This window comes from Geobacter sp. AOG1 (genome assembly GCF_019972315.1).
GTDB lineage: Bacteria > Desulfobacterota > Desulfuromonadia > Geobacterales > Geobacteraceae > Geomobilimonas.
Window position 1 is genome coordinate 2058289 of the sequence record NZ_BLIZ01000001.1, and the last position, 26982, is coordinate 2085270.

General features: G+C 59.4%; 24 protein-coding genes. 17 read left to right on the top strand and 7 right to left on the bottom strand.

The features are described 5' to 3' along the window. Positions 1-26 precede the first annotated feature (26 nt). Positions 27-806, top strand: coding sequence for an amidohydrolase family protein (locus LDN04_RS09515; protein ID WP_223909277.1), 780 nt, complete (start codon positions 27-29; stop codon positions 804-806). Positions 807-948: 142 nt separating this feature from the next. Further along, positions 949-1995: a ParM/StbA family protein gene (locus LDN04_RS09520; protein ID WP_223909280.1), complete on the top strand. Its 1047-nt coding sequence runs from the start codon at positions 949-951 to the stop codon at positions 1993-1995. 84 nt (positions 1996-2079) lie between these two features. Here LDN04_RS09520 and LDN04_RS09525 read toward each other — a convergent pair whose 3' ends face one another. Next, a complete protein-coding gene (locus LDN04_RS09525; RefSeq protein ID WP_223909284.1) occupies positions 2080-2316 on the bottom strand; it encodes a hypothetical protein in 237 nt (78 codons plus the stop codon). A 292-nt stretch (positions 2317-2608) separates the two neighbouring features. On the opposite strand from LDN04_RS09525, the gene LDN04_RS09530 reads away from it, so the two are divergent. Beyond that, complete coding sequence (locus tag LDN04_RS09530) at positions 2609-4711, top strand: hypothetical protein (protein WP_223909287.1); 2103 nt, start codon at positions 2609-2611, stop codon at positions 4709-4711. Positions 4712-4793: 82 nt separating this feature from the next. On the opposite strand, the gene LDN04_RS09535 is transcribed toward LDN04_RS09530, so the two are convergent. Then, positions 4794-5591: an IclR family transcriptional regulator gene (locus tag LDN04_RS09535; protein WP_223909289.1), complete on the bottom strand. Its 798-nt coding sequence runs from the start codon at positions 5589-5591 to the stop codon at positions 4794-4796. Between the two features lie 297 nt (positions 5592-5888). On the opposite strand from LDN04_RS09535, the gene LDN04_RS09540 reads away from it, so the two are divergent. The 4 genes from LDN04_RS09540 (at position 5889) to LDN04_RS09555 (ending at position 10967) form a co-directional block, all read left to right on the top strand. Further along, complete coding sequence (locus LDN04_RS09540; protein ID WP_223909291.1) at positions 5889-6065, top strand: ribbon-helix-helix protein, CopG family; 177 nt, start codon at positions 5889-5891, stop codon at positions 6063-6065. Between the two features lie 52 nt (positions 6066-6117). Further along, on the top strand, positions 6118-6411 hold the full coding sequence (locus tag LDN04_RS09545; protein ID WP_223909297.1) for a helix-turn-helix domain-containing protein: 294 nt from the start codon (positions 6118-6120) through the stop codon (positions 6409-6411). A gap of 202 nt (positions 6412-6613) precedes the next feature. Next, positions 6614-10147 (top strand): AsmA family protein, encoded by a 3534-nt coding sequence (locus LDN04_RS09550; RefSeq protein WP_223909300.1) that lies wholly within the window; start codon positions 6614-6616, stop codon positions 10145-10147. Positions 10148-10289: 142 nt separating this feature from the next. After that, the gene (locus tag LDN04_RS09555; protein WP_223909303.1) at positions 10290-10967 is read left to right on the top strand and encodes a DUF1318 domain-containing protein; all 678 of its coding nucleotides are present in this window, start codon (positions 10290-10292) and stop codon (positions 10965-10967) included. Between the two features lie 55 nt (positions 10968-11022). On the opposite strand, the gene LDN04_RS16840 is transcribed toward LDN04_RS09555, so the two are convergent. Beyond that, the gene (locus LDN04_RS16840; protein WP_255573376.1) at positions 11023-11157 is read right to left on the bottom strand and encodes a hypothetical protein; all 135 of its coding nucleotides are present in this window, start codon (positions 11155-11157) and stop codon (positions 11023-11025) included. A gap of 245 nt (positions 11158-11402) precedes the next feature. Between LDN04_RS16840 and LDN04_RS09560 the strand changes: the two genes are divergently transcribed. Both LDN04_RS09560 and LDN04_RS09565 read left to right on the top strand, forming a co-directional pair. Continuing rightward, complete coding sequence (locus LDN04_RS09560) at positions 11403-12701, top strand: OFA family MFS transporter (protein WP_223909305.1); 1299 nt, start codon at positions 11403-11405, stop codon at positions 12699-12701. Between the two features lie 125 nt (positions 12702-12826). Continuing rightward, entirely contained in the window at positions 12827-14017 is a 1191-nt protein-coding gene (locus tag LDN04_RS09565) for a pilus assembly protein TadG-related protein (protein ID WP_223909310.1), read from the top strand. Between the two features lie 96 nt (positions 14018-14113). Here the strand turns inward: LDN04_RS09565 and LDN04_RS09570 are convergent, their stop codons facing one another. Next, complete coding sequence (locus LDN04_RS09570; RefSeq protein WP_223909312.1) at positions 14114-14725, bottom strand: DNA-3-methyladenine glycosylase I; 612 nt, start codon at positions 14723-14725, stop codon at positions 14114-14116. Positions 14726-14946: 221 nt separating this feature from the next. Here LDN04_RS09570 and LDN04_RS09575 point away from each other — a divergent pair, with 221 nt between their 5' ends. Next, positions 14947-15219 (top strand): hypothetical protein, encoded by a 273-nt coding sequence (locus LDN04_RS09575; RefSeq protein ID WP_223909315.1) that lies wholly within the window; start codon positions 14947-14949, stop codon positions 15217-15219. Between the two features lie 93 nt (positions 15220-15312). Here the strand turns inward: LDN04_RS09575 and draG are convergent, their stop codons facing one another. Next, on the bottom strand, positions 15313-16248 hold the full coding sequence (gene draG / locus LDN04_RS09580) for an ADP-ribosyl-[dinitrogen reductase] hydrolase (RefSeq protein WP_223909318.1): 936 nt from the start codon (positions 16246-16248) through the stop codon (positions 15313-15315). Positions 16249-16664: 416 nt separating this feature from the next. Between draG and LDN04_RS09585 the strand changes: the two genes are divergently transcribed. The 7 genes from LDN04_RS09585 (at position 16665) to LDN04_RS09615 (ending at position 24481) form a co-directional block, all read left to right on the top strand. After that, positions 16665-17531, top strand: coding sequence for a radical SAM protein (locus LDN04_RS09585; protein WP_223909321.1), 867 nt, complete (start codon positions 16665-16667; stop codon positions 17529-17531). A 2-nt stretch (positions 17532-17533) separates the two neighbouring features. Further along, complete coding sequence (locus LDN04_RS09590) at positions 17534-18412, top strand: GNAT family N-acetyltransferase (protein WP_223909323.1); 879 nt, start codon at positions 17534-17536, stop codon at positions 18410-18412. A gap of 353 nt (positions 18413-18765) precedes the next feature. After that, entirely contained in the window at positions 18766-19578 is an 813-nt protein-coding gene (locus LDN04_RS09595; RefSeq protein WP_223909326.1) for an electron transfer flavoprotein subunit beta/FixA family protein, read from the top strand. 91 nt (positions 19579-19669) lie between these two features. Then, positions 19670-20995, top strand: coding sequence for an FAD-binding protein (locus LDN04_RS09600; protein ID WP_223909329.1), 1326 nt, complete (start codon positions 19670-19672; stop codon positions 20993-20995). Positions 20996-21086: 91 nt separating this feature from the next. Then, on the top strand, positions 21087-23081 hold the full coding sequence (locus tag LDN04_RS09605) for a (Fe-S)-binding protein (protein ID WP_223909332.1): 1995 nt from the start codon (positions 21087-21089) through the stop codon (positions 23079-23081). Between the two features lie 126 nt (positions 23082-23207). Further along, the gene (locus LDN04_RS09610; protein WP_223909335.1) at positions 23208-23906 is read left to right on the top strand and encodes a type 1 glutamine amidotransferase; all 699 of its coding nucleotides are present in this window, start codon (positions 23208-23210) and stop codon (positions 23904-23906) included. A 62-nt stretch (positions 23907-23968) separates the two neighbouring features. Continuing rightward, entirely contained in the window at positions 23969-24481 is a 513-nt protein-coding gene (locus tag LDN04_RS09615) for a peroxiredoxin (protein WP_223909338.1), read from the top strand. Positions 24482-24531: 50 nt separating this feature from the next. Here LDN04_RS09615 and LDN04_RS09620 read toward each other — a convergent pair whose 3' ends face one another. Then, a complete protein-coding gene (locus tag LDN04_RS09620) occupies positions 24532-24933 on the bottom strand; it encodes a hypothetical protein (RefSeq protein ID WP_223909341.1) in 402 nt (133 codons plus the stop codon). 16 nt (positions 24934-24949) lie between these two features. Beyond that, positions 24950-26935, bottom strand: a complete 1986-nt coding sequence (locus LDN04_RS09625) for an APC family permease (protein ID WP_223909346.1) — start codon at positions 26933-26935, stop codon at positions 24950-24952. Positions 26936-26982: the final 47 nt, after the last annotated feature.

Genomic DNA, 26982 nt, shown 5'->3' on the forward strand with positions numbered 1-26982 from the left:
CGAATGTGATCCACCCGGAGATATTCATGGCATTTCGAGATTTCAAGCTTTTCGACACCCACCTGCACATTATCGACAGCCGTTTCCCCTTGGTTCCGAACAACGGGTATCTACCCGATGAGTTTACCTGCGAAGGTTATCTCGACCGGATGAGAGGGTATAACCTGGCGGGGGGAGCCATAGTGTCTGGCTCGTTCCAGGCATTTGACCAGACCTACCTGGTCGATGCCCTCAAGAGACTCGGCCCGGCCTTCGTGGGGGTAACCCAGTTGCCGGCGACCGTGTCGGATGGGGAGGTGATCGATCTGAACAGCGCGGGGGTCCGTGCCGTCCGGTTCAATCTCAAACGGGGTGGCTCGGAGGATGTGAGGCATCTCGACAGTCTGGCACGGCGGGTCCACGAACTGGTGGGGTGGCATGCGGAACTGTACGTGGACTCCCGGGAGCTGGCCGGGCTGTACGACACGCTGGTGGCCCTTCCCGCCGTCAGTATCGATCATCTCGGGCTTTCCCGGGAGGGCTTCGGAACGCTTCTCAAGCTGGTCGAGCGTGGTGTCCGGGTGAAGGCCACCGGTTTCGGCCGGGTCGACTTCGACGTGCGGACGGCCCTTCAGGATCTCTGTGCCGCTAATTCGGATGCACTGATGTTCGGTACCGACCTTCCTTCCACCCGCGCCCCCCGCCCCTACGAAGATGGCGATTTCGATCTCGTCGTCGAAACCCTGGGAAGCGAAAAAGCCCGCAAGGTTTTTCATGAGAACGCGATTGCGTTTTACTCGCCTCCCTCTCTCGCAAAACCTTCCTGAGACACTCCCCCTATCCTGCGGAAATACGGCGGGAAATCATATTGACATCGGTTAAAGCAGGGTGCTATCCTTCCCGCCGATGTGGCGCGGAACCTTTCTTTGTACCCTGCCGTCTATTTTGATCAGCCAGAAGGAGTCAGACATGGAGATTATTGGAATCGATATCGGTTTTGGATTCACCAAGGCGACAAACGGGACGCGCACCATCGTCTTCAAATCGATCCTCGGCGAAGCGACCGATATCCAGTTCAAGGGGGGGATCCTGGGGGAAACCTCTCCCGATGAAAACATCCAGATAGAGGTGGATGGACGCTGTTATTTCGTCGGCGAGATGGCCGAACGGCAGAGTAACGTCCGCTCATTCACCCTTGACCAGTCCCAGTTTTTCAGCGCCTTTGCCAAGCAGCTGGCGCTGGCGGCGGCGTCTCGCCTGGTCGGTACCTTCATGCCAATCGGTCTGGTGACCGGCCTTCCTATTGGCTATTTCAAGGAATACAAGGACGAACTGGCGAAGCTCCTCAAGGGGGACCACAAGGTGGTCCTGATCAATAACGACGGCAAGCGGGAAGAAAAAGTCATCAAGATCAACGAAGTGAGGGTGATTCCCCAGCCGTTCGGCTCGCTCTTCAACCTGATGCTGAATGACGTGGGAGAGCTGGGGGACAAGCGCTACGTGCGCGAGAAGGTCGGCATCATCGACGTCGGTTTCAAGACTGCCGACTTTACCGTCTCTGACAAGATGCGCTATTCGGAGCGGGGGAGTCGGACCACCGATACGGGCATTTCCCGCGCCTTCGGCATGATTGCCGGCAAGCTGCGGGAGAAAACCAGTGTCAATGTGGAGCTCTATCGCCTCTACGAAGCGGTGGAGAGGGGGAACATCAAGATTCGAGGCAAGGAATTCGACCTGAAGGGGCCGACCGAGCAGGTCTACGGCCAGCTGGCGACGGCCATTGCCAATGAGGTCGACCGGCTCTGGACCGATGACTGGGACATTGAGACCATCGTGCTGACCGGCGGCGGTGGTGCGGCACTGGCAAAGTATCTTCAGCCGCTGCTTAACGGCCAGGTTGTTGCCGCCGATGACGCCAAGGATGCCCGTCTCTGCAATGTCCAAGGGTACTGGAAATTCGGCAAGCATATCTGGGCTCGGGGCATCGTCACCCCTCCGACCACTCCGCCCGCGTAATTCCCGTCCAGATATACACATGAACCACCCAATGGCCTGCTCACGCGGGCCATTGTCGTTTCCACTCCCTTTCCCCTGATCGCACTATTCCCACAAAAGCGAGCGTTCGTCGTCATATCCATGTGCCGTATCGGTAATGAGTTCCAGGGTGGTGGGAGCCGTGGCCAGATCGGTGGCCAGTCGTCCGGTCAGGATCATGCCGAGCAGGAACGGCATAGCACGGTAGCAGAGATAGAGGTTACACGTGGGACAGTAAGGGGACTCGCGGTTCGAGAGTGGTTCGCCGCAGTAATGGCAATGGAGGTAATAGAGATGGGACATGGTGTCCACCCTTTCTCCCTCCATCGGTGCATGGCATGACAGCAGAATCGGGACGCATCTCGATGTGCTCCCTGTTTTTACTATACTCTTTTCCTCTCCGGAAATGTGCAGGTTATTTCTGGATACACGATTTCCCTGCCCAGCGGAATCATCTTTAGGAGCATCCTTTGACATTTCTGGGGAATTATAATATAACTAAACAATATTTGCAGCTGATCCTCTGGCACCTCCCGTGTGTCAGGTGGGCTCAGAACGTCTGTGGCAGCATTTTCCCTGAATTTCACGGATGGACATGCTCAAGCGAATAACGACAAGACTGGTCAGGGTATGGCGAGGGCAGAGCCCTTTGCAGCGTTTCGCGCTCTTTGTGCTGCTCCTGATTCTCTGCGCCAACATTGGCCTCTCTGACTGGTTTTCAACCCGGACGCGGGAGACCTCCGTCGATGAGGTTGTGCAGAAGGCCTATGTCATTTCCCGCATGATCAGTGACACCGCGGCGCGTTCCCTTGACAGAGGTGAAATGTCCGGTCTCGACAGTGCTACCGATGAAGCGCTCAAGGACCGGAACCTGATTTCCATAACTGTTCGCGACAAGAAAGGGAAGGTTATCCTGGAAAAAGCCAAGGACAACCCTTCCGCGCAGCTTAATACCTTTCAGACCCCTATCCGGCGCGACGGCCGGGAGATGGGGATAGTAATTACCCACTTTTCCGTGACGGGCGAGGATGGGCGGCTCATCGCCCGCTTACGCCATACGGCAGCCTTCCAATGGGGGCTGTTTGCTCTTGTTGCCGTTGTTCTGGTGGCGGGCTGGCTATGGGAGAACCGGCCCCGCGAAACTGTAGCAACCCGCGAAGAAGGAGCTCCCCTGCATGGCATGACCGATGGCCAGGGAAAAACGGACACGCTACCGGCGGTATGCCGGCCGCTACCTCTCCCCATGGTTCCCCTCCTGACGAGGTACTCGTCAGTTCTCACAACTATGCCTGCCGACCCGGCGATAGCCGATGCCGCCGCTCCCGATGACTCCAGCCCTCCGGTTTCAGATATGCCCCCCGCTTACGACATTTCCCCTCCCCTTGCCGTGCAGTGGAAATCATTCCCCTCCCTTGCCCGAGATCTGTGTGATGTCAGCAGTGCGCTCCAGGCAGCCCTTTCGGCGTTGTCCGCCGAAGAGGGACTTCGCCGGCGTGGGACGGAGCATATGCATCTTTTCCGCGAGAGGGTTGGCCAGTTGCAGCGACAGGCCGCGAATGTGGCGGGTCGTGCCGGCGAACTGATTACCGTGGGGGGGAATATAGTAGAAACGGTACTGGAGGGGTGTGAGTCCCCCACGTTGTCCGGTGCGCAGGTCGGGGATTTTCAGTCTCTGGCCGGGAGGGTTGCCGATTCCGCCGACCCGGTGCGAGAGGCTTTTGAGGTCGTCGGGCGTGTCAGGGCAGAACTGCAACGGCTGAAGATACCCGCTGCCGTTCCCCCCTGTCTGCATGACGATTTGTTGTCGGCCACCAGAATGGCGGAGGAGTGTTCCACCGTGATGCGGGAACGCGTCCTCCCTGCCCTTACCGCGGCGCGTGATGACGAGAATGCGGTTGCCGAAAGGGTCGCCTCCCTTGCCCGACTTCTGGAGGAGTTGGATGGGCGTGCCCACGACATTGCCCGGAGCAGTGCGGCGGTGCTCGACATGGCCGATATGGCCCGGTCCCTCGGCCGGTCCAGTGGTTCTGGTGCAGCGGGAAGCGAGGGCGACCTCCTGGCGGCACGGATGGAGGAGCTTGCCTGGAGCATGACGGGTGATATCCAGGCGTTCCGTGCGCTGGTCGGCAAGGCTGTCGGCGTTAGCGGCACCGTTACGGATGCGGCCCAGATGGCACGATCAATGGTGGGATGGGCCGGCACTGCAGTGGAGGATACCGCTGCCGCTTCCGTCCTGGAGGGCGAACTGCTGCGCCGTGCCCTTTCTCTGTCGGGCCAGCAAGGTGGCGATGCTGATCGCATTGCCGGGGAGATCGCCGTCCTGGCAGAGGAGCTCCAGGGAGTACAGAAACCACTGGACGGCCATGTAACCTTGATGAGGGAACTGGTCGATCATGCGTCGGAGCTGAAGGATGCGATGGTGAAGCAGCAGTCACAGACCCAGGAATATACGGGGTCGCTGGCAGTTGCCGGAGGGACCCTCCGTCTGGCAGGCACGTTCCTGGCGGAGTTGATGGCCGAAGCCTCGCAGTTGGCAGAACTATCGCGGGAAACGGGATATCTTGCCGGCGGAATACAGCAGAAGGAGGGAGAGGGTGATCTGGAGGAGTTCATCCGTCATGCCCATGAACGGATTACCAATCTTCTCGTCAACTATGGGCAGGGGGAGGGCGCACCTGACCAGAAGAGTGAAATGTGATATTCGAACGGTTCCTGTCAGAGAGAAATGAAAAAGGGTCTGCAAAAGCAGACCCTTTTTTTGTGCGTGGAAGAGGTCGCTCCTAGGTGAGTCGGTCGAGGGCCTCTTTTACATTGGTAACCAGGTTCAGGAGGCGTGGGCCGATATCGTCTTCCAGCATGTGCCGACGGAGCTGGAAGGCGGCGCCGACGCAGCTGAAGACGAGGATGCGGGAACCGTCGGCCGGGACGAGGGGGGTGGCGACGGCATGGACATCTTTTTTCCAGTCGCCGAGAGAGAGGCAGAAGCCAAAGTGCTCATAGTCCTTGAGGGCCTGCTCGATGCCGGCGCTGATGCGTGGCCATTCCGCCTCGTTGCGAATGCGGATCTGCTCCATGAGTCTTGCCCGCGCCGGTTCCGGCAGTGCGCAGAGAAGCGCCCGCCCCATGGAGGTGGTGGCGATGGGGATCTGTGACCCGGCGCCCAAGGTCAGGGTGACCGTGGCGCTGCTCCGGTACGCCTCCACATAGAGCATGTTGAGCCGGTCCTGGACGCCGACGGCAACCGACGCCTGCGCGTATTCTGCCAATTCCTCCATGTAGGGGCGGGCGACACCGCGGACATCCAGATTGGCGAGGAAGGAGTAGCCAAGGGCGAGGACGGCCGAGTCCAGGTGGTATTTGCCGAACTTCTCCGTGTAGCTCAGGTAGCCGAGCTTGGTCAGCGTGTGGGTGAGGCGGGAGATCGTCGGCTTGGGGAGCCCGGTGCGTGCCGCAAGTTCCTGGTTTCCCAGGTAGCGATCACCCGGCTTGAAGCAGCGCAGTACCTCCAGCCCCCGCTCCAGGGAGCGGATCGACTGGCGATCGGTCTCTTCGCCGTTCCCATTCTGTTCTTTTCCCATCTCTGACACCCCTCTGTTTCATTCTGCGAAATTGATTCAAGGTTTGCATATCTTTTCTGAGAAGTCAATTGCTATTTGCCAGAAATTAGTTTTGATGTGCGGAACAACCAGCCACTCTTTACAGCCGTTGGTCGGATTGCCTTGCATGCCAAGACAGCTTTAAGAATGGCTTTTAATGGGACATTAAAATCAAAACGTTGGTAAAATTTAAGTTTACATCTATCAGGGCATGGATTATAAATAGGGCTAATTTAGAAATTATATTTTGCAGAGCGAAACTGCAGATTGGATGTCGCCATGGGGGCCGTGAAAAAGAATCCTCGCTACAATGTGGTGTCGTTACGGATCAGTGACGCGGAAAAGAAAACTCTCACCGAGATTGCCCGCCGGATGGACCGGAGCATTTCGGACGTCATGCGGGAAGCGGTGGGGCTTGTCCAGGTGCAGATGGGGAAGGGTGTATCTTCCCGGTAGCCGGCGTCCGATTACCTTGCTAGTATCTCAATAGGTGTACGGGAGAGGCGAAATGCTGAAGCAAAAATGCGTACAGACGGTGCAGACCACGAAAAAGACGCTGGAACTTCTCGATATCCTGTCCAATGGTGACGAAAACTTGCACATCGGCGACCTGGCTCGTAAGCTGGGGATCGGCCGCGAAGAGGCGCTTCTTCTGCTCGTTACCATGGAGAGCCATGGGATGGTTGCCTGGGACGACCGGGAGAAAATTTACCGGCCAGGCTGGAAATCGGAAAAAATGGCCCGCCAGTTCCTTCATCTGAATGAGGGAACTTCCACAAGGCGGCTGTTCCGGGACGCCTGATTCCTCTCCCCTCAAGTCCTCTTTGAATATCCTGCCCACCCAATGGCCTGCATATGCAGGCCATTGTCGTTCACGTGTCTTTTATCCGCAGAAGCTCTATCCATTTCTTTGCTCGTACTGCGCCGGTGAACTGCAGTCCCATTCCCATACTTCTTGTCAAACGGGAGATTCCCGGTTAAAGTCTCCATGCGGGGGAGGGGAGATGACGGGGAACGAAGCTGGAAAGGACCGGGGAAGGGTAAGGAAAGTGCTGGCAGGGGCGGTGCTGGCGGTGCTGCTCATCTGCGCCGTGGCGACCGTTTCCCTGAAACTCTATCTGGCTACTCCCGATGCAGCCGGCCGGCTTTCCCGCTTGGCGTCAGCCCGTCTTCACCAGCCCGTCAGGGTGGCCGGCCTTCGCTTGGCGGGAGACACCCTGTATATTCAGGGGGTGACCGTCGCGAACACGCCCGGGTTCACCGGCAGCCTGGCTGCCGTTGATTCCCTGGCCATTTCTCCCCGCTGGCCGGATCTGCTCCGGGGAGAAGTGAACTTCCGCCGTATCGCTCTGGAGGGGGTGAAACTCGACCTTCGGAGCGACAGCACCGGCACCTGGAATTTTGCGCCTCTCAGGCAGAGCTTCGCTGGGGGGAAACCCTCTGCCAAAGGGGTGACCATCCACGACCTGACCGTCAAGAGGGGGACGATCCTGGTGAACGGCCGGGGGGTGGAGGATGTCTCGCTGCGACTCTCCGACCTGGCGACTCGCGGCGGAGGGGACGCGCCGGTTACCTTGGACTTCGGGGATCAGGCGGGGAACAGGTACCGGGTCGAAGGGAAGGTCCGTCCCGGCAGTGATCCCGCTTTCTACCTGACGTTGACCGCACCGTCCCTTTCTCTTGCGCCGTTTGTGAACAAGGTCAGGGGGGGAAACCTGTTCAAGGGTGGGCGTGGTTCCCTCACCTTGACGGCGGTTCTCAGGGAGGGGAAGCTTCGGACCACGGGGCACGCCGGTGTGGACGGACTCCATCTGGTCGCTGGCAATGGGGCGACCCCTCTGGCGGGAACCCTTGACATCGATGCCGGTTACGACATGAAGCGCGGCGAGGTCAGGCTGGAGAAACTGGCGCTGAGCCTCAACGACATGCTCAGGGTACGGGCCACAGGGACGGTAGGCGACCTCCGTGGGGCACAGCTGCTCACGCTGGATCTGTTAATGGACGAGATGGACCTGGGACGGGTGAGCCCCTTTGTTCCGGCGCTTGCCAAAAGCGGCGTCTCCCTCGGCGGGAAACTCGCCGCTCAGGGAATCCGGCTTGCCGGGAATAAGGCCCAGGGGGTGATATCCGCAGGGGGAACCCTTTCCCTCCGTGACGGGAAAGTCGCACGAGGAGAGCTGCTGCTGGCGAACGGCCTGGCGGGGAACGCCACCCTTGCCGGAGATGGGAAAGGCATTCGTGTCAAGGGCCGCCTGTCCCAGCCCCATGCAGGCGGGACCCCCCTGCTGGAGACCCTCGACGCCCCTTTCTCGGTCATCCTTTCCGCGCGTTTCAAGCCGCTTCTGGCGGAGATACCCTCACTCGCGGCGCGAATCATGGGGCTTCCCATTACGGGGCGGGCCGCATTCGCTCCGTCGGCTGCCGAGCCATTCACCGTCGCACTCCAGCTTCCCCCCAGCCCGCTCGCTGCCTTCAACCCCTTTCTCGACCGGTTTGGCCTGAAGAATCTTGCCGGTAACGCCTCCCTTGCCGTGACGGCTGGAGGGCGAACTCCCCGGGAGTTCAACGGCACGGCCCAGGTTCGACTGACCTCCCTCAAGGGGAGTCGTGGTACCACATCCTTCGCGCTCGGCGATGGCACCGCCGATGCCCGCTTCGGCCGAAGCGCCGGGGACTTTACCGTCACCGGTACGGCCCGCCTCGACGGCGTGGCGGTTGGGAGAAAGAAGGGTGAAGGGCGTTTCGGTTTCCGGTTTGCGGACGGTGTGGCCACCGTGGAAAAAGGTGCATTCCAGGGGGAAGGGATTTCTCTGGCAGTGGAACGGGCCACCTGCCGGCTGTCGGCAGGGGATGTCGGGTCGCCTGGCCGTCGTCCCCTCGCGGTCGATCTCACCGGCGTCGATCTGCACCGGGGTGATCTCGACGTGGCCGGCCTTGCCGCCACCCTGCGAGGGCTCTATGCTGCCGACGACCGGGGAAAGTGGCTGGAGGGGACCGCCGCCGTGGCGGCCGGGAAGGTTTTGTTTCGTGGAAAAGAAGTGGCGTCACCGTCTGTCCGCCTCTTTCTGGCGCGGCCGGGGTGGCGGGGAGAGTTGGGAGGGACACTGCTGGGGGGTGGAGTGAACGGTACCGTTACCCTCAATCCTTTTGACCGGGAAGAGGGATACCGGTTCCAGGTGGGAGTGCAGGGTGGGCAGCTGGCTAAGGTGGGAGCACTGCTTCCCGCACGGGAAGCGGTGACCCTTGCGGGGGGGGAGTTCTCCGTTACCGGCAAAGGGAGCTATTCGACCCGTGGTGGGCTCGCATGTGGGTTCGATTCAAAGGGGGAGAATATCTCCCTGACCGGTAAAGGGGGGAAGAGTCTGCTGGCGGGGGGCGGAATCCGTCTAGCGGGGGAAATCGGGGGGCGGACCCTGTCGCTGAACGAAGGGGTCATTACCGTCGGCGAAGGGGTGATCCTCACGACGAAAGGGTCATTGGCGAATTTTACCTCTCCCGAACGGGAGGGGCGCTTCACCTGCGTACTGGCCCGGACTACTCTGAATCGACTCATCGACCCCTTCGTCAATATCCTTCCCCGGGCGCTCCAGGAGGCAACAACGGAAGGGGAGCTGGCGGCGGAGGGGACTATCCAACTCCATGCCGGAGAAAAACTGGTGAACGGGACGCTTCTTCTGAATGGCGTCCGTCTGGAGGTGGCGTCCCAGAAACTTGCCGTGGCCGACGTCAGCGGCAAGGTCCCCTTCTCCCTCGATTTTTCCAAGGGAGCCCCGCCCCGTCCCGCTGATTCTCCCAGCTTCAGCCGGGAAAACTACCCCCAACTCCTCGCACGATTTAACAAGAGTGCCGGTTCCCCGGATGTCACCATCGGCTCGGTCCATTTCGGCCCTCTCTCCCTAGGGAGGACCACCCTGGAGCTAAGGGCGGGGAACGGCCTCACCGAGATCGTCTCCCTTCGGTCATCCCTCTACGAAGGGGCGATTCTCGGCAGGGGGTTCGTCGCGGTGAAGGGAGGGGCCGCTTACGGCGGCGATCTCCTGATCAACGACCTGAGCCTGAGGCAGTTCTGTGATGCTATTCCCAAAATCAAGGGGTATATTCTGGGCAAGGTGGACGGGATCGTCAGCCTCTATGGTGAGGGGAAAGGAATAGGAGGGCTCACGGGATTTGTCGACCTCTGGGCGCGGGAGGGGAAGGGGGAAAAGATGCTTGTCAGCAAGGAGTTCCTCCAAAAGCTGGCAGGGAAAAAGTTGCGCGGCTATTTCTTCCGCGACGACCGTCCCTATGATCAGGCGGAGATCAGTGCCGAACTGGAAGAGGGGTTCCTGACCTTCGAGACCCTGGACATCTCCCATACGAATCTCATCGGTATCCGCGACTTGTCCGTGTCGGTTGCCCCGATACAGAACCGGATAGCTCTGGACCATCTACTTGAAGCGGTGAAGCAGGCGGCGGCCCGGGGGAAGGCGGCAACGGCGACGGGAGAGCCGCCCCCCGCGGAGGCCCCGGCCAGCCAGGAATTCAAGTGGGAGGAGTGACCTCTCGGCGATGGCAGGAGGAGAAAGAAGTATTCATTTTCTTCTCTTGTGAGCAGGTGATTTTATGAGTAGACTTAAGGCTGACGAGGCAGGTGCCCGTTGGTTGAGAGTTTTCAGCACATCAATAATTCCGGAGGTGGGTATGAAAATGAGAATCATCAAGTGGCTCCTGGCGGGGGGATGCGGTCTCCTGACCGCCTGTGCCATCATAACGGTCAACGTCTACTTTCCCGAGAAGGCGGTCAAGGAAGCCTACAAGTCCCTGGACGAGATGCTCCTGAAGAAGAGCGGGGAAAAGGGTGCGGAGGAGAAGCCTGCGGGGGGGCAGCCGCCGGCTGAAGAGCAGAAGGCGCCGGAGACCAAGCCCCAGAGCCGTCTCTTCGACGAGCTCCCGTCCCTTTCCCTGGTTGCCACGGCCCATGCCGCCGACGACTATGCCGACAATCTTGCGATCGAGCTTTCCGGCAATACTGAGGTGCTGAAGGCTTATGATGAAATGAGCCAGCGGCTGCCGAAGCTGAAAACCCTCTATGATGCGGGGACGGTCGGGCTCACCAACCAGGGACTCTTGTCGGTGCGGGACAAGACGAAAGTCACCCCCCAGGACGACGCGCTGGTAAAGGCGGAAAACGCGAGCCGCAAGACGGTCGTGATCAACATGGCGAAGGCGATCCTGAAAATCAACAAACAGCAGGAGTCAAAAGCGGCGCTGGCCCAGGTGCAGGGAAAAGCAGCGGCCACCTATGCGGAGACCAAGCGGGATGAAGCGAAGCCGGGATGGTGGATACAGCTTCCGAACGGCCGCTGGGTCCAGAAGTAACGGCGCAAGAATAGTAACGTACATAAGGTCACCCATGAAAAAAGGTGCCCCCATTTCATCGAATGGGGGCGCCTTTTTTCATGGGTGACCAGTTTTCGGGAACTGCCGAACGTGTGAGGTAGCCTGAAATTTTCACTTTTGCAAATCTCCATCCGTTTTTTGCATTTCTGCAAAACAGGACTTCTACCATTTCTACTCCTTCAACATGTTGAAATTTCGTCTATATTCAATTTGAAGTTCGATTCCACGCCTCGAAATGTTTTTGCATTTCTACAAATCGGTACTCCCGAGCAAATTCTCCTCCGAAACCATATGGATTGTAACTATCAGATTTTACTGTGAATAAAATTGTTTACAAAAAATATAAAACGTTGGTATGCAAGTTGCTCTTTCAACATCAGATTCCAGAACATTAACCACGGAGGTGAGACTATCATGTCAGAAACATCAACTAACAAGGGTTGGCAAGTGACCATGGCCGGGCTTGGCATCAACCTGGCGCTCGGGGTGCTGTATGCATGGAGTATCTTCAAGGGAGCGATAAAGGCGTCCATCGAAAAGGGTGGCCCCGATGCTTTCCAGTGGAATCTCACCTCCATCAACGATCCCTATGCTGTATGCTGCCTTGCGTTTGCGTTTTCCATGATTCTTGCCGGCAAGTGCCAGGATAAGATCGGCCCTGCGCGCACCGCCCTTATCGGCGGCCTGCTGGTCGGGTGCGGTTTCACCCTGATGTCTTTTTCAAACAGCTACATTGCGTGGATAATGGGCTTTGGCATCCTCGCCGGCTCGGGGTTCGGCTTCGGCTATGCAGCGGCTACCCCTCCCGCCCTTAAATGGTTCTCTTCCACCAAGACCGGGGTGATCGCCGGGACGGTTGTCGCCGGTTTCGGACTCGCTCCCGTCTACATTGCTCCCCTTTCCAGCTATCTTCTGGGTATCTACGGGATACAGAAATCCATGCTTTTCCTGGGATGCGGTTTTACGGCCCTGGTGTGCGGCCTCTCCTTCCTCCTGGTTAATCCCCCCCAAGGGTACGTACCTGCCGAGCCGGCCAGGAAGGCCGGCGACAAGCCCGCTGCCAAGCCGGCATACAATGCCAACGTCAGCGAGATGATGCGCTCGCCCAAGTTCTACCTCCTCTGGACGAATTTCTTCATCGGTGCCGGCGCAGGTCTCATGGTAATCGGCAGTGTCGCCGTCCTCGCGAAGAAGAGCATGGGACCGATGGCATTTGTCGCAGTGGCCATCATGGCAATAGGTAACGCAGGTGGCCGGGTTGTTGCCGGAATTCTTTCCGACAAGATCGGCCGCAGGGCGACCCTCACCATCATGCTTGCCTTCCAGGCAGTCCTGATGTTCGCAGCGATTCCGATCGTCGGTTCCGGCAGCGCAGTACTGTTGGTCATTATGGCGACCTTTATCGGATTCAACTACGGTTCCAACCTCTGTCTCTTCCCCTCTTTTGCTAAAGACTACTGGGGCTTCAAGAACTACGGCCTGAACTATGGCGTCCTTTTCACCGCATGGGGCGTGGGCGGGTTCGTCATGGGGCGCGTTTCCGAGATGCTCAATGCCGTGCCGGGCGGCCTGAACAAGTCCTTCATCCTGGCCGGTACCCTGTGTGCTACCGGTACGGTTCTTACCGTCTTCCTCCGCGAGAAGAAAAAGGTCGAAGTCGAAGCACCGATTGCCGTCGGCGAGCCGGTTGCCGTCCTGGAAAAATCCGTGTAGTTTGTAATGAGTGGTACGTGTCGAACAATTAAGGGTCATGCCTTTCCGCATGGCCCTTAATTTGTTCCACTATGCAAAAAACCGGGTATAATCTGCAGCTATACAATTGCAGTGAGGGAGCAGGAATGGACGATAGGGAAAGACCGGAAGCGGACGACGACGAAGAAACCGGCATGGATACCACCTATGTGGGGATCATGACGGTGGTCTTCCTTGTCGTGGCTGCTCTTGCAGTGGATATTGGTTATATGTACGTCAGCGAGGAAGATTTGAAGGGGGCTGCGGAGACATCGGCCCTTGCCGGTGCACAGGCGATCAAGCAGCGAATTCAGACCCAGATCCAGACCGACCAGTCAAAGCTGAAAGATGTCCTCAGTGATGAGGAGCAATCGACCGCGAAGGGTGTCGCGGTCGAGGCCGTTACGGGGAAGCACAAGGCGGTCGCCCTGATCGATGCGCTCAACGGCAACACCAACAAATTGACGGCGGATAATGACGTGACGGTCGGATTCTGGAATATGAGCACCCACACCTACACTCCTGGCGGGACCCCAGTCAATGCCATGCAGGTCAGGACGAGGCGTACGGCGGAAAGTGAAACCATCGGCATGGGGGCACTGGGGAACTTCATCGCCAAGATTTCGGGCGACCAGAATTTCAACTATACACCCGACGCAATCGCCGCCTTTCCGGCACGGGCGAGTGCAAACATCGCGCTCTGCGTCGATGCCTGCGACCGTGGCTGCACCTATCCCAACGTTTGCTCCATCCCGGAACGAAAGATGACCCACGAGCCCCTGAATGGCGGTTCGGCGGCAAACCGTTACGCATACACGTCGCTCAAGTATCAACCGACAGGGGCGACGACCCTGTCCGACCTGATCTGCATGGAAATGCCCCCTCAGGAAGTCTGTGGGAAACAGATTTTCACCATCCAGAGCTCAAGCAACGATGCCCTGCGCGACATCGAATCGATGATGTACAATCCGAACGCCGACAAGACGAACAAGGAATACGACAAGGCGACGGGGAAACTGCGCGGGTGGTGGGTCATTGCCCCTGTTACGGGGTGCTCTCCCGCGCAACGGGGAGATGAAGCCGAACGGCAGACGGTTACCCGATACGCCCTTGTCAGGATCAGCAGAATATGCGTGGAAGGGGCAACGGGGTGCAAGCAGAACAACACGGCTTTCGATGCACCGGCATCGGTATGCGGTGGTGACAATGGGCTCTACATTGACCGTATCGCGTGCCTCGATTGCGGAAGCCAGGCCATGCTCCAGTTTCCTGGGCTCCATCCGGTTCTTGTCAAGTAGCTTGTTGATTACGCGCAGATTTCCTGCATCTACCACTGGTCGCTGAATTTTATGAGAAGGTAGAAGCAGCCCACCCCACCGACTCCCATCAGCAGGTCACGGGCCCAAGGAATGGGCTGGTCGAGCAACATCGTCGCGGGACAACTCCCTGACCTCATTGTGGCGATGGCAGGCGATTGTGTGGTCATTCACCATGCCGACGGCCTGCATAAACGCATAGCAGATCGTCGAGCCGACGAATTTGAACCCCCGTTTTTTCAGTTCCTTGCTCATCAGATCGGACTGTCCCGTCCGGGGAGGGATCTCCGCGAGGGATGTCCATCTGTTCTGTTTGGGGGTGTGGTCGACGTAGCGCCAGACAAAGGCATCGAACGAACCGTATTCCCGCTGGATGTCCAGGACTCCGCGGGCATTTTTTATGGCCGATTCTATCTTGAGGCGGTTGCGCACGATGCCGGCATCGGCGAGCAGTCGTTGCACGTCGCCGTCGGAATAGGCAGCGACCTTTCCAATGTCGAAGTTGTCGAAAGCACATCGGTACTGTTTCCGCTTCCTCAGGATCGTAAGCCAGCTAAGCCCTGCTTGTGCCCCTTCCAGGACGAGCATCTCGAACAGGTGCCGGTCGTCGTGCGCCGGGACCCCCCACTCGTCGTCGTGGTATGCAACATACAAGGGATCGCTGCCACACCATTCGCATCGGTTTTTCATCGTGTCCTCGGCGTGAAATATCAAGAAAATAACTCCCCTTTTCAACCGTGTTATATCACAGGTTTGCATTTAATCACTATCAATGTGTCAGGCCGTTCACGGGCATGGGGGGTGTCGGAATGGGAGGGGTTGTCATGGGGACGAGTTTCCTGGATTAGCGTGTACATAATGGCTGTCAGCGCCACTGTTTGCAAAGATAGACAGCATGTGGTCTGTAAAAAATGATATCCATTTTCAATGAATATGGTAAAATTAATGTACAAGAGCAGAAAAATTCTGAGCACCCGGAGAAGGGGGGTGCAGTTATGAAAGGCACAAGAGAAAACCTCGGCATGAAAGAGGGGACAAAATCCAAAGGCCGGAGCGTTGGCCGTGTGACAACCGGTAAAGGGTTGAGTGCTACTACCGGTAAGAAAATCGGTCATCTTGAAAGCGGCCACGGTACCTTGCAGAGTAGCCGGACGACAGGTACCAGAAAAAGCGGAACCAAATAACGGTTCCCTGAACATGTTTCTGTCCCTTAGGGGGACGGATACGCGAAGCGAAAAAGACCCCGCTGAAGAGAGCGCGGGTTTTTTTGTCCGTTGTCAGCCCAGCGGTCGTGTGCCGTGAGAGCCGGCAAGGCCGGAGAAGAGGGGGGAAAGGTGGAGCAGCCGCTCTGCCAGGCGGGTGGTTTCATCCAGTACTTTCGGGTCGAGCCTTTTCAGCCAGCGCCGCGGCACCTGCTCCATTCCGTAGTAGGCCCCCGCCAGCATCCCGGCGATGGCGCCGGTGGTGTCCGCATCACCCCCCTGGTTCACCGTCGCCACCACGCACTCCTCGAAACCGGCCGTCCTGAAGAAATGATGGAATACCGTCTGCATGGTGTCAACCACGTAGCCGCTGGCAAGCCCCCGGTAGGTGTCGAACCCGAAGGTCGGCTGTTCGGCGACGAGTCGGTCCACCTCGCGGCGCAACCGGTTCTTGGAGCGCCCCTGGATCGCCAAATGGACGAGACGGCCGAGATAGATGCAGGCGGTGTCGGAAAGGGGATGGTTATGGGTGAGGCGGGCCTGGGTTACGGCGCAATCGCTCAAGAGATCGTCGTCTCCCAGGGTGAAGAGGGACACCGGGGCCATCCGCATGGCTGCGCCATTTCCTGCGTCCCATTGATTGAACGGGGTTTCCAGCATCCCTTTAAGCATGTAGTTGCGGATGCTGCGACGGCAGGTGTCTCCCACGTCTACCGGCTTGGTTCGGAGCCAGGCTGCGAAGTTGTCGGCAATCCCTTTCAGGTCCCATCCCTGACGTGCATCGAGTGCCCGGGCGATGCAGAACGCCATTTCCGTGTCGTCGGTCACCTGGCCCGGTTTTAGCCGCAGCCAACCGCCGCCGACGAGGTCGCGGAGCACGCCGTACTTCGCCCGGATCTCGTGGCTGGTCATGAACTCCACCGGCGCGCCGAGGGCGTCCCCTATTGCCAGGCCGACGAACGCTCCCCGGCTCCGGGAGAGGATGTCGTGTATGTCAGGGGGAATGGTCACGGGAAGAGAGATGCAATAAACGGACCCCGCGAAGCCCTGATGGACAGGTATTGGCGATCGGGGACCGGTAAGGGCCGTTTCCCTTCTACAATTCACCATGCGCCCTTCACTGTTCACCGTGTTATTCTGCCCACAAAATAAGCATTGTCCGGAAAATGAGGCAGCGGTCTACCCTTCATTCCCTCTGGCAGGTTCTGCAACCCAGCTGCTGGTGGGCCTTGGGAACTTAATGAGGTTCTGGCACGGATAATGATAGGGAGATTGGCAGCACCGGTACAAGGAAGTATCGAACCAGAGGCAACGAAGCCCGGCGGGAAGCAGTCCCTCCGGGCTTTTTATTCGGCAAAGGCGCTGACCGTAACGGTCGAGCGCCTTTTTTAGTTGCGGGGAGTGACCCCGCGGGAAGGGAGACAGAGATGGCCACATCGTGCGGCGGACGGAAGAATATCCAGGGGCACCCCTGTTTCGGCGGCAACCACCACAAGAACGGCCGGATGCACCTGGCGGTGGCGCCCAAGTGCAACATCAAGTGCGGCTACTGCTCCCGCCGCCACGATTGCGCCAACGAGTCGCGCCCGGGGGTTACGAGCCAGCTTCTCACTCCCGGGGAGGCAATCGTCAAGGTGCGGGAGGTGATGGCAAGCGAGATCCTCGGCCCGATCATCAAGGTGATCGGCATTGCCGGGCCGGGGGACCCCCTGGCAAATGAGGAGACCTTCGAAACCTTCCGCCTGGTGAGGAAAGAGTTTCCCCATCTCATAACGTGCATGAGCACCAACGGCCTCCTCTTGCCGGAGAAGATCGACCTCCTCCAGGAACTTGACCTCCACAGCCTCACCGTGACGGTCAACGCGCTGGACCCGGAAATCGGTGCCAGGATTTACAGCCACATCCTCTATCACGGCAAAAAATTTACCGGACCGGAAGCGGCGGCCATCCTCAGCGCCAACCAGCTGGAAGGTATCAGGCGGGCAGCCGACTACGGCATGACCATCAAGGTGAACACCGTCTACATCCCCGGCGTGAACGAGAGCCAGGTGCCGCTCATCGGCACGAAGGTGAAGGAGTTGGGTGCGTCTGTCATGAACGTCATGCCCCTCATCCCCCAGGCCGACTTCGCCCATGTGGTTCCGCCGACTCAGGAGTTGCTGGAGAATGTGCGGCAGGCCAACGAGCGGATCATTGGCCAGTTCAAGCACTGCCGCCAGTGCCGGGCGGACGCAGTCGGGCTGATCGGGCGGGATGTGGCACGGGTGGATGCCGGGTGTGTGACAGGGAGTTGAACATGCCATCAGGACCGATGGCACCGGGGATGGATTGGCCGGAAGCAGCCGGTAGCAGGAAGGCAATGGGGATTGGCCGGTTCCGTCGCGGCGACATCGATCCTTTCCTGCAGTTGGCTGCTAAGGAGAGATGGCTGTGCGACCGCTGGGAGCTGGAGTTCATGCTCCGTTCCTTTCCCGATGGGTGCTTCGTGGTCCGGCAAGACGGTGCACCGGTGGCCTTCGCCACCACGGTGAAATACGGCACCAGCGGATGGATCGGCAACCTCCTGGTTCGGCATGACCTGCGTGGCCGCGGTCTCGGGATGGCACTCATGTCCCGGGCCATCACTGCCCTCGATCGGGCGGGGGCGAAGACCATCTGGCTCACCGCATCTCCTGCCGGCCGCCCGCTCTATGAAGGACTCGGCTTCAGGGCAATCGACGGGATCAAGCGCTTGACCGGTACCGGCGTGGAGTGGGCGGGAACGGCTGCGGGAGAAAGACTGATTCACGCGGCCGACATGGTTTCTCCGGACTTTTCCGGATGGGGCGACGACCGTCGTCTTCTCCTCGCCGCAGTGGCAGAGCGGGGGGAGGTGTACGGTGCATCTGGTGGATTTCTCGTCATGCAGCGCTGGCCAACGGGGATGCAGCTGGGGCCATGGAGCGTTCGCGACCGCGACCTGGCGGCCGGTCTCCTCGACAAGGCTATGGTGAGGGCCGGTGGCGGGTGCCGGCTGTTTCTGGATGTGCCGCTACGCAATCTCACAGCCGCCACCCTGCTTGCCGAACGGGGATTCACCGTGTCGGGCACGACTACTCTCATGTTCCGTGGAGAGGTGCCCGATTACGATCCCGGGGCTGTATTCGCCCTTGCCAGTATGGGAAGCATGGGGTGATGAGCCTGTCTGTATAGCTTTGTGGAGTGCCATGCGTTGTAATGGTGCCGATATTTGGTACTGTTAGATACGATTTCTCTTCGTCAGAGTTACCGGGTGTCTGGTGAAACGTTCCTGATACCAGGCAATTACAGCCAGAGTAAAAACAATTGATTAGAAATTAAGCACAGAAGTGATTGCCAAGGCCGGCAAATTTGATTATTATCCACTGCGGATTAAAAAATAGACACTGGGAGGCCTTCCTGAACGGGCAAATGGTGCCGTTTTGACCCAGGTCAAGGATTTCCCACTCCGCCCATGCAACGCTTAATCATCGCCATTCGCTGTAAATCAACCATCCGCGAGGTTTTACCATGCAGATAGTCGCCTGCATCAAGCAGGTCCCCGATACGACCCAGGTGCAGATCGATCCGGTGACGAACACCCTGGTGCGGGAAGGGATACCGTTCATTGTCAACCCGTACGACACCCATGCCCTTGAAGAGGCGCTCCGTCTCAAGGACCGTTTCGGCTGCCGGGTGGCGGCCATCTCCATGGGGCCCCCCAACGCCGAGGCAACGCTAAGGAAGGCCCTGGCCCTGGGGGTTGACGAAGCGATCCTCCTCTCCGATCGGGTCTTCGGCGGAGCCGATACCCTGGCCACCAGCAATGTCCTGGCGGCGGCAATCCGCAAACTCCATGAGCAGGATGAGGTGGGAATCGTCCTCTGCGGCAAGCAGACCATCGACGGCGACACCGCCCAGGTCGGGCCGGGGATTGCCACGCGGCTGGGCTACACCCAACTCACCCTCGTCGACCGGATCGAGCATATCGACCTGGAGAAACGGGTCATCCGGGTGCGCCGCAAGCTGGAAGGGCGGCACGAGATCGTCGAGGCCCCCCTGCCGGTCTTGCTGACCGTGGTCCGCGAACTGAACCGTCCCCGTTATCCCACCGTCCCCCGGCGCCTGGAATCGGCAGACGCCGAGGTCAAGACCTGGAACAACCAGGTCATGCAGCTTCCCGAGCCGACCATCGGTCTCAAAGGCTCTCCCACCTGGGTGAGCCGGATATTCTCCCCCGAGCGGGATAAGGGAGAAATCATCGGCGATGGAGTACACGACCCGGAAGGAACGGCGAATCTGCTCATCGACAAGCTGCTCAGTAAAGACTTGCTGGCGTTGTAAAGAAAACGTGAAAGGTAAAAGGTAAATAGATAGAGAGTCTTTTCACTTTTCACTTTTCACCGTTCACCAAGATTCTACCAAGGACCCATCCATGACCGAACCGAAGAAACCGCTGAAGAAACCCCGCGGCAAGGCGTGCCTGCTGGAAGGGAAATGCATTGCCTGCGGCGCCCGCTGCCAGAGTGCCTGCCCGGTGGATGCCATCGAGATGAACGAGGCGGGCGAGCCGATCATCGACGTCGAGAAATGCATCGGCTGCGTCAAGTGCGTCAAGGTCTGCCCGGTCCAGGCCATCGAGATGTTCTTCACCCCCGAGGAACAGAAGATCCTGGACGAAATCATGAAGCAGGGGGAGGCCCACGTTCCGGAGGTGGACGAGGAAGCCGCCGCCCTGGCGAAAACACTTGCCGCCTACAAGGGGGTCTGGGTCTTCGTCGAGCAGACGGAAGGGGAGCCGGCCAAGGTTTCCTGGGAGCTGTTAGGGAAGGGGAAAGAGCTGGCCAGGGCTCTCGATGTGGAACTCGCCGCCATCGTCATCGGCGAAAATGTGGAACACCTCTGCCGCGAAGCCTTCGCCCACGGGGCGGAAAAGGCCTACCTCATTGACGCCCCCGTGTTTCGCTACTACCGTACCCAGGCCTACCTCAAGGCGGTAAGCCACCTGGTGGACACCTACAAGCCCGAAGTCATCCTCATGGGGGCTACCGGCCTTGGCCGCGACCTGGCCGGCGCCGTTGCCACCGTCGTCGGGACCGGCCTCACCGCCGACTGCACCGGGCTCGCCATCGACGACAAGCGAAACCTCATGCAGACCCGCCCCGCCTTCGGCGGCAACATCATGGCCACCATCATGTGCGACAAGTTCCGCCCCCAGATGGCCACCGTCCGCCCCCACGTCATGCCCATGCCGGAGCGGATCGAAGGGGCGAGCGGCGAGATCGTCCGGGAGAGCTGCCCGGTGGCCGAGGAGGACATCCTCGTCAAGGTGCTGGAGATCATCAGCGACCGGAAAAAGGACCAGGTGGACGTGGCGGGGGCCGATTTCATCGTCTCCGGGGGCCGGGGTCTTATGGGGAAAGAGAACTTTGCCATGCTCCAGGACCTGGCGGACGAACTGGGGGGAGTGGTGGGGGCGTCTCGCTCTGCCGTCGATGCCGGCTGGATGCCCCAGGAGCGCCAGGTGGGACAGACGGGGAAGACGGTGCGTCCCAAGATATACATCGCCTGCGGCATCAGCGGCGCCATCCAGCACCTGGTCGGGATGCAGGATTCGGACGTGGTCATCGCCATCAACCGGGACAAGGATGCCCCCATCTTCGAAGTGGCCACCTACGGCATCGTCGGCGACCTGTTCAGGATCATCCCCGCCATAACAAAGCGGCTGCAGGAACTGAAACAGCAGAAAGTCAGGGGCTAGATTAGGAGTCAGTGACTAGGGGCCAGGGGTTGATTTGCCTCTAGTCCCTAGCCCCCAGTCCCTAGCCCCTAATCCAGATACGAGGTTTTTCATGGCTTCCAATCCCTCCCTATTCGCTCCCATGCTCATTGCCGCCGGCATCTTTTTCGTCTGGAGCTGCTACCGGCGTTTCAGCCTCGTGACCCTTGGCCGGCCCGAGGACCGCTTCCAGCGCCTCGACGTCAGGATCCGGGAGATGCTTCTCTATGCCTTCGGCCAGAAACGGGTGGTGGCCAAACCGTTCGGCATCAACCACTTCGTCATCTTCTGGTCCTTCATGGTCCTGCTCCTCGCCAACGGCGAGTTCCTCGTCAAGGGGGTCGTTCCGACCCTGTCCCTGGCGCTCCTCCCCGCTCCCCTCTACCACGGCCTGCTGCTCGCCTTCGATGTGGTGTCCATCCTGACCCTCTTCGCCATCCTACTCGCCTTTGCCCGCCGAATCTTCTTCCCGCCGGCATACATGAGTACCGACTACGTCAAGGCGCGGAGCGTGGAGGGGTTTCTCATCCTCGCCTTCATCGCCCTTCTCATGCTTGCCTCCCTCGGCCTGCACGGGGCGGAGATCGCCCTGGGGAGCGAGCCTGCCGCCGCATTCATGCCGGTCTCCAGCCTATTCGCCACTATGCTGTCAAATTCTCCCCTTGCCCAGAGCCTCGTGCCCATTGCCTCGCTCTGCTGGTGGCTCCATGCACTCGTCCTGCTGGCCTTCATCTGTTTCCTTCCCCACAGCAAGCACATGCACATCCTTACCGCCATCCCCAATTGCTTCTTCGCCTCCCTGGAGAAACCGAATACCCAGCCACGGGAGGAATTCGTCAAGGGGGGGGAGTTCGGCGTGGACAGGGTGGACAGCTTCACCTGGAAAGACCTGTTCGACAGCTTCTCCTGCACTGAGTGCGGCCGCTGCCAGAACGCCTGCCCGGCGACTACCACCGGCAAGTCCCTCAACCCCCGCCAGGTGATCCATGCCATCAAGACCAACCTGCTTGCCAACGGTCCGCTCCTGCAGAAGGGGGGAGCGCCGGTCATCCCGCTCATTGGCGAAGAGGGGGAGGGGAGCAGCACGGAGGAGACCATCTGGGCCTGCACCACCTGCGGCGCCTGCATGGAAGCCTGTCCGGTCCTTATCGAGCATATGCCGAAGATCGTCAAGATGCGGCGGCACCTGGTGGAGATGGAAAGTCGGTTTCCCGAGGAGTTGCTCAATCTCTTCGAGAACATGGAGCAGCGCTCCAACCCATGGGGGATCGCCCCTTCCGAGCGGACCAAGTGGTGCTCCACCATGGAGATCAAGCCGTTCGAAAAAGGGGTGACGGAATACCTCTTCTACATCGGCTGTGCCGGCACCTTCGACTCCCGGAGCAAGCAGGTGACCGTGGCGCTGGCCACCATCCTGGACGCTGCTGGCGTCTCCTGGGGGATCCTGGGGAAAGAAGAGAAGTGCTGCGGCGACAGCGTCCGACGGTTGGGGAACGAGTTCGTGTTCGACAAGATGGCGAAGGAGAACGTCCAGCTCTTCAGGGAGAAGGGTATCACCAAGGTAATCGTCCAGTGTCCCCACTGCTTCTCGACCCTGAAAAACGACTACCGGCAGTACGGTCTGGAACTGGAGGTGATCCACCACGGCGAGTTGCTCGATCAGCTCCTGGCGTCGGGCCGACTGAAACTGAACCGGCAGGTAAGCGATCTGGGGGGCGTCCTCTTCCATGACTCCTGCTACCTGGGGCGTCACAACGACGTTTACGAGGCGCCCCGGCATGCTATCCACTCCGCCACCGGCCAGGCACCGCTGGAGATGGAGCGTAGCCGTTCCAACTCCTTCTGCTGCGGCGCGGGGGGGGGACGGATGTGGATGGAGGAGCACAGCGGCGAGCGGATCAACCTGAACCGGGTCGACGAGGCGCTCCGTTCGAGCCCGGACACCATCTGCACCGCCTGCCCTTACTGCATGACCATGTTCGAGGATGGGCTCAAGGACCGGCAGGCGGGCCAGACCAGGGTGCGGGACATCGCGGAAGTCGTGGCTGAAGGGCTCAGACCGGTGTGAGATCTCGGTGAATAGTGAAAAGTTGCAGTCTGAATGCGGAAATGAAGAAGGGCGGACCAGCCGGTTCGCCTTTTTCGCTGGTAATGTCGTATAGGTGATATAGTCCCGATTTCAGAGGAGATACCCGTGCTGATTGTCGTCCAGAACGACCCGGAAGTTCCCCTCGGCACCTACGCCGGATACCTGGAGGAGTCGGCGGTCCCGTACCGCACCGTTCAGCCCTACCGTGGGGAGATGCTGCCGGAGGCGGAAGGTGTGGCCGCTGCCATCGTCCTCGGCGGTGCCATGGGGGTGCATGACACCGACCGTCACCCCTTTCTCCACGATGTGAAGCGCTTCATCGCGGGGATGGTGGCCCGGGAGGTGCCGTTCCTCGGTATCTGCCTGGGGGGGCAACTCCTGGCTGACGTGCTCGGCGCCACGGTCACGTACAACTCCCCCCACCGCGAAAAGGGGACCTTGCCGGTCACCCTCACGGAAGAGGGGATGGGCGACCCCCTGTTCGCCGGGGTGGTGCGGGAGTTCGTGAGCTTCCAGTGGCACAATGACAGCTTCCTCGTTCCCGAAGGGGGAATCCATCTCGCTTCGTCACCCGCCTGTCCCGGTCAGGCGTTTCGTTACGGCCCCGTGGCCTACGGCACCCAGTTCCACCCCGAGGTGGACCGGCAGATCATCGCCGACTGGAGCAGCTGGCGCCCTTCAACGGCAGCACGTACCGAACAGTTCCTGTCCGACTTCGCTGCCCGGCGGACGGAGTACGACGCAGCCTCCCATATGATACTGCTCAATTTTCTCCGCATCGCCCGCCTTGTCGCTCCACGCTGATTGTTTTTATCGCCACGGGTGATACCCTTAATGAGCATTCAAAAAAATATTCCGGAGGTGGTATGCGCAAATCCGTCGTCAAGGGACTCTTTACCTCGGCGCTCGTGGCCCTGGAGAGCATCGGCGCCCACTCCCCGGAAGCGGGGGAAAAGGCCCCGCTGTTCGAGGCTGTTTCTACGAAGGGGCCGATTCGGTTGGCCGACTACCTGGGGAAGTGGAATGTGGTGCTGGTATTTTACTTCGCCGATTTCACCCCGGTCTGAACGGGGGAAATGCAGGCTTTTCAAAGGGATCTTGAAAAATTTGAAAAGCTCAACGCCCAGGTCCTGGGCGTCAGTCCCGACAGCATTGCGACCCACGAGGAATTCAGTACGAAGAATGGCCTCCAGTACCCCCTCGTAGCCGACGAGGCGGGGGAGATACGGAAACAGTATGCCCCCGGCCGGGTCACCTATGTCATCGACAAGACAGGCATGGTTCGGTTCATCCAGCAGGGGGTGCCGGACAATGGGGTGCTACTTAAGGAGCTGGAAAAGCTTGAGAAGAGAACAGAGAAAACCAACGAGCCACCATGATACAAGATGTCCCGATCAGCAATGACCAAGCGGTCTCTCCCCAGTCTTTCTTACTTCTTGCAGACCGCTTTGGTCAGAGCATCTTCCGGTGAACCTTGCAGGGCAATCTTTCGTTTCAGTTGGGAACTCTTTTCTGTGAATATTTTGTTGCCGTTGCTGTCAAATGCAGTGGTCTGCTCGACGGAATAACTACCTTCAGCGCAGTCGAGTAGGTAGGTCTGCACTATGTTGGATACCCCGCTGATCCCCAGTTCCCTGAAGAGAGCCTCTTCCCCTTTCTCCGAATAGACCTTTTTTACCAGCACCTTCAGGTCCCCATGGCGGGTTGCCTCTATAGTCGATGCATCATACTGGGCCACAAAGTCCGAAGTCCTGCTGTAGAAAAGCATTTCGGCGCTTGCAGGTGTGGCAACAGTCGAAAGTAGTACCATCAGTGCCAGCATTTTGTACATATTTCCTCCTGGGCTGTCAGACCCTGACCCGGATGGGGAGGATGACCGTGGTGATGCCGTCCCACTGGAGGCGGCGCTGGATGGCAAAGGCGGTCTCGTTGTGGAGCATCTTGTGGTAGAACTTTTCCAGCCGGAAGGTAAGCTGACCGGTGAAGACCGTCGAGCGGGGGAATTCGCCGGCGATCTCTTTGCAGAGATGCATGGCGCTTTCAACCACATCGGTCGCCACCTCCATCCGGTAGTCGGCGGCGAAGCCGAGGCGGCGGGCCAGGTCAACATACCGTTCGAGCCCCTTCCTGACCGAATCCTCCAGCGCTACCACCTCCTGCGCCCCCTTGAAGGAGCCGGAGTCGATCACCGCCACCGAGACGAAGATAATGTTCTTGTAGGTCTTGGGGAAGGTGGTGAGGATGGAGAGCAGCGTATGGACGCCAAAGCCGCTGTAGCCGGAGACGAGCTGGATGGCGGTGGTTTCGTTCGGGTCGAGGGGGGCGTCGTTGACCGGCCCGGTCGTGGGGAAATCGAGGAGTGTCTCGTCCAGTTGGGCAATCCCCTTGCGCACCTTGACGTAATGGTTTTTGATGAGGTAGCAGAGGTAGATCACCACCGAGGTGATGACAATGGTCATCCATCCCCCTTCGGCAAATTTTTCCACCGTCGTGATGACGAGAATGGTAACGCAGAGGGTCAGCCCCACCAGGTGGACGGCGAGGTGCTGCATCCATTTTGGGTCTTCGTGGCGCCGCTTGAGGAAGAAACGGGACATCCCCAGTTGGGAGAGGGAGAAGGTGACGAAGACGTTGATGGAGTACATGACCACCAGGGCCGACACCGATCCGCGGGTATAGAGGAGGAGGCCGATGGCGGCCGCCCCCATGAGCACGATGCCGTTACGCATGGTGAGCCGCTCGGAGAGGGCGGCGAAGCGGTGGGGAAACCAGGAGTCAACCGCCATGTTGGCCATGACCCGCGGGCCGTCCACGAAGCCGGTCTGGGCCGCAACAAGGAGCAGTGCCCCTTCGGAGAAGATGGTGATGAACGCGACCATCCCCCCCATAGGCCAGTCCGCAAAAAGCCCGTCGGCCAGGACGGCGTTGAGGGTTTTTCCTTCCACCGGCTTTACATCGAGCAGGGCATAGCAAAGGAACAGTACGCCGGCGGTGAAGGCGAGGGACCCGGCCATGTAGAGCATAGTCCGCTTGCCGGTCTGCACCCGTGGCTCCCGCATGATCTGCAGGCCGTTAGAGACCGCCTCGATCCCCGTATAGGTCCCACCCCCCAGTGAGTAGGCGCGCATGAAGAGGAGGAGAATGCCGAAGAAGCCTATGGTGGAGAGATCCTGGTGAATTCCGGTCTGGAAACCACTTGCCAGCGGGGCGAACCGGGCGGTGTGGGTGAAGATTCCGTCCAGCAGCATGAGGAGGTGGGTGACCACGAAGACGATGAAGATCGGCGCCATGACAGTGATGGATTCCTTCACCCCGCGGATGTTGAGGACGATGAGGACAAGGGCAAGAAAACAGGCGAAGGGGACCTTGTAGTGGGCGGCGGCGAGGGGAAGGTAGCTGAACACCGCGTCGACGCAGGCGGCGATGGAGACGGTGATGGTCAGTATGTAGTCCACCAGGAGGGCGCTACCGGAGACGACCCCCGCCTTCTCCCCGAGCATGTGGGTAGCGACGATGTATCCGCCGCCGCCGTGGGGAAAGTGTTCGATGATCCTCGAATAGGCGTAGGAGATGATGAAGACCGTCAAAGCCGTGGCCAGCCCGAGCATGACGGCGAGGTAGGCATGCGACCCCAAAGCCCGGAAGGCTTCTTCGGGGCCGTAGGCGGATGACGACAGGCCGTCGGCGCCGAGCCCGATCCAGGCGAGCACCGGAATCAGGGACATCTTGTGGAACAGATGGGGGTCCTTGATCTGTTTGGGGGCGCCGATGATGGCGCGCCAGATACGGACGAAGATGCCGGGTTGTTCTTCTACAGGGTCATTCGCGTTCATGGTGCCTCCCGGTGCTGCAACTATACGGCGAGAATTTTTCTTTGCAA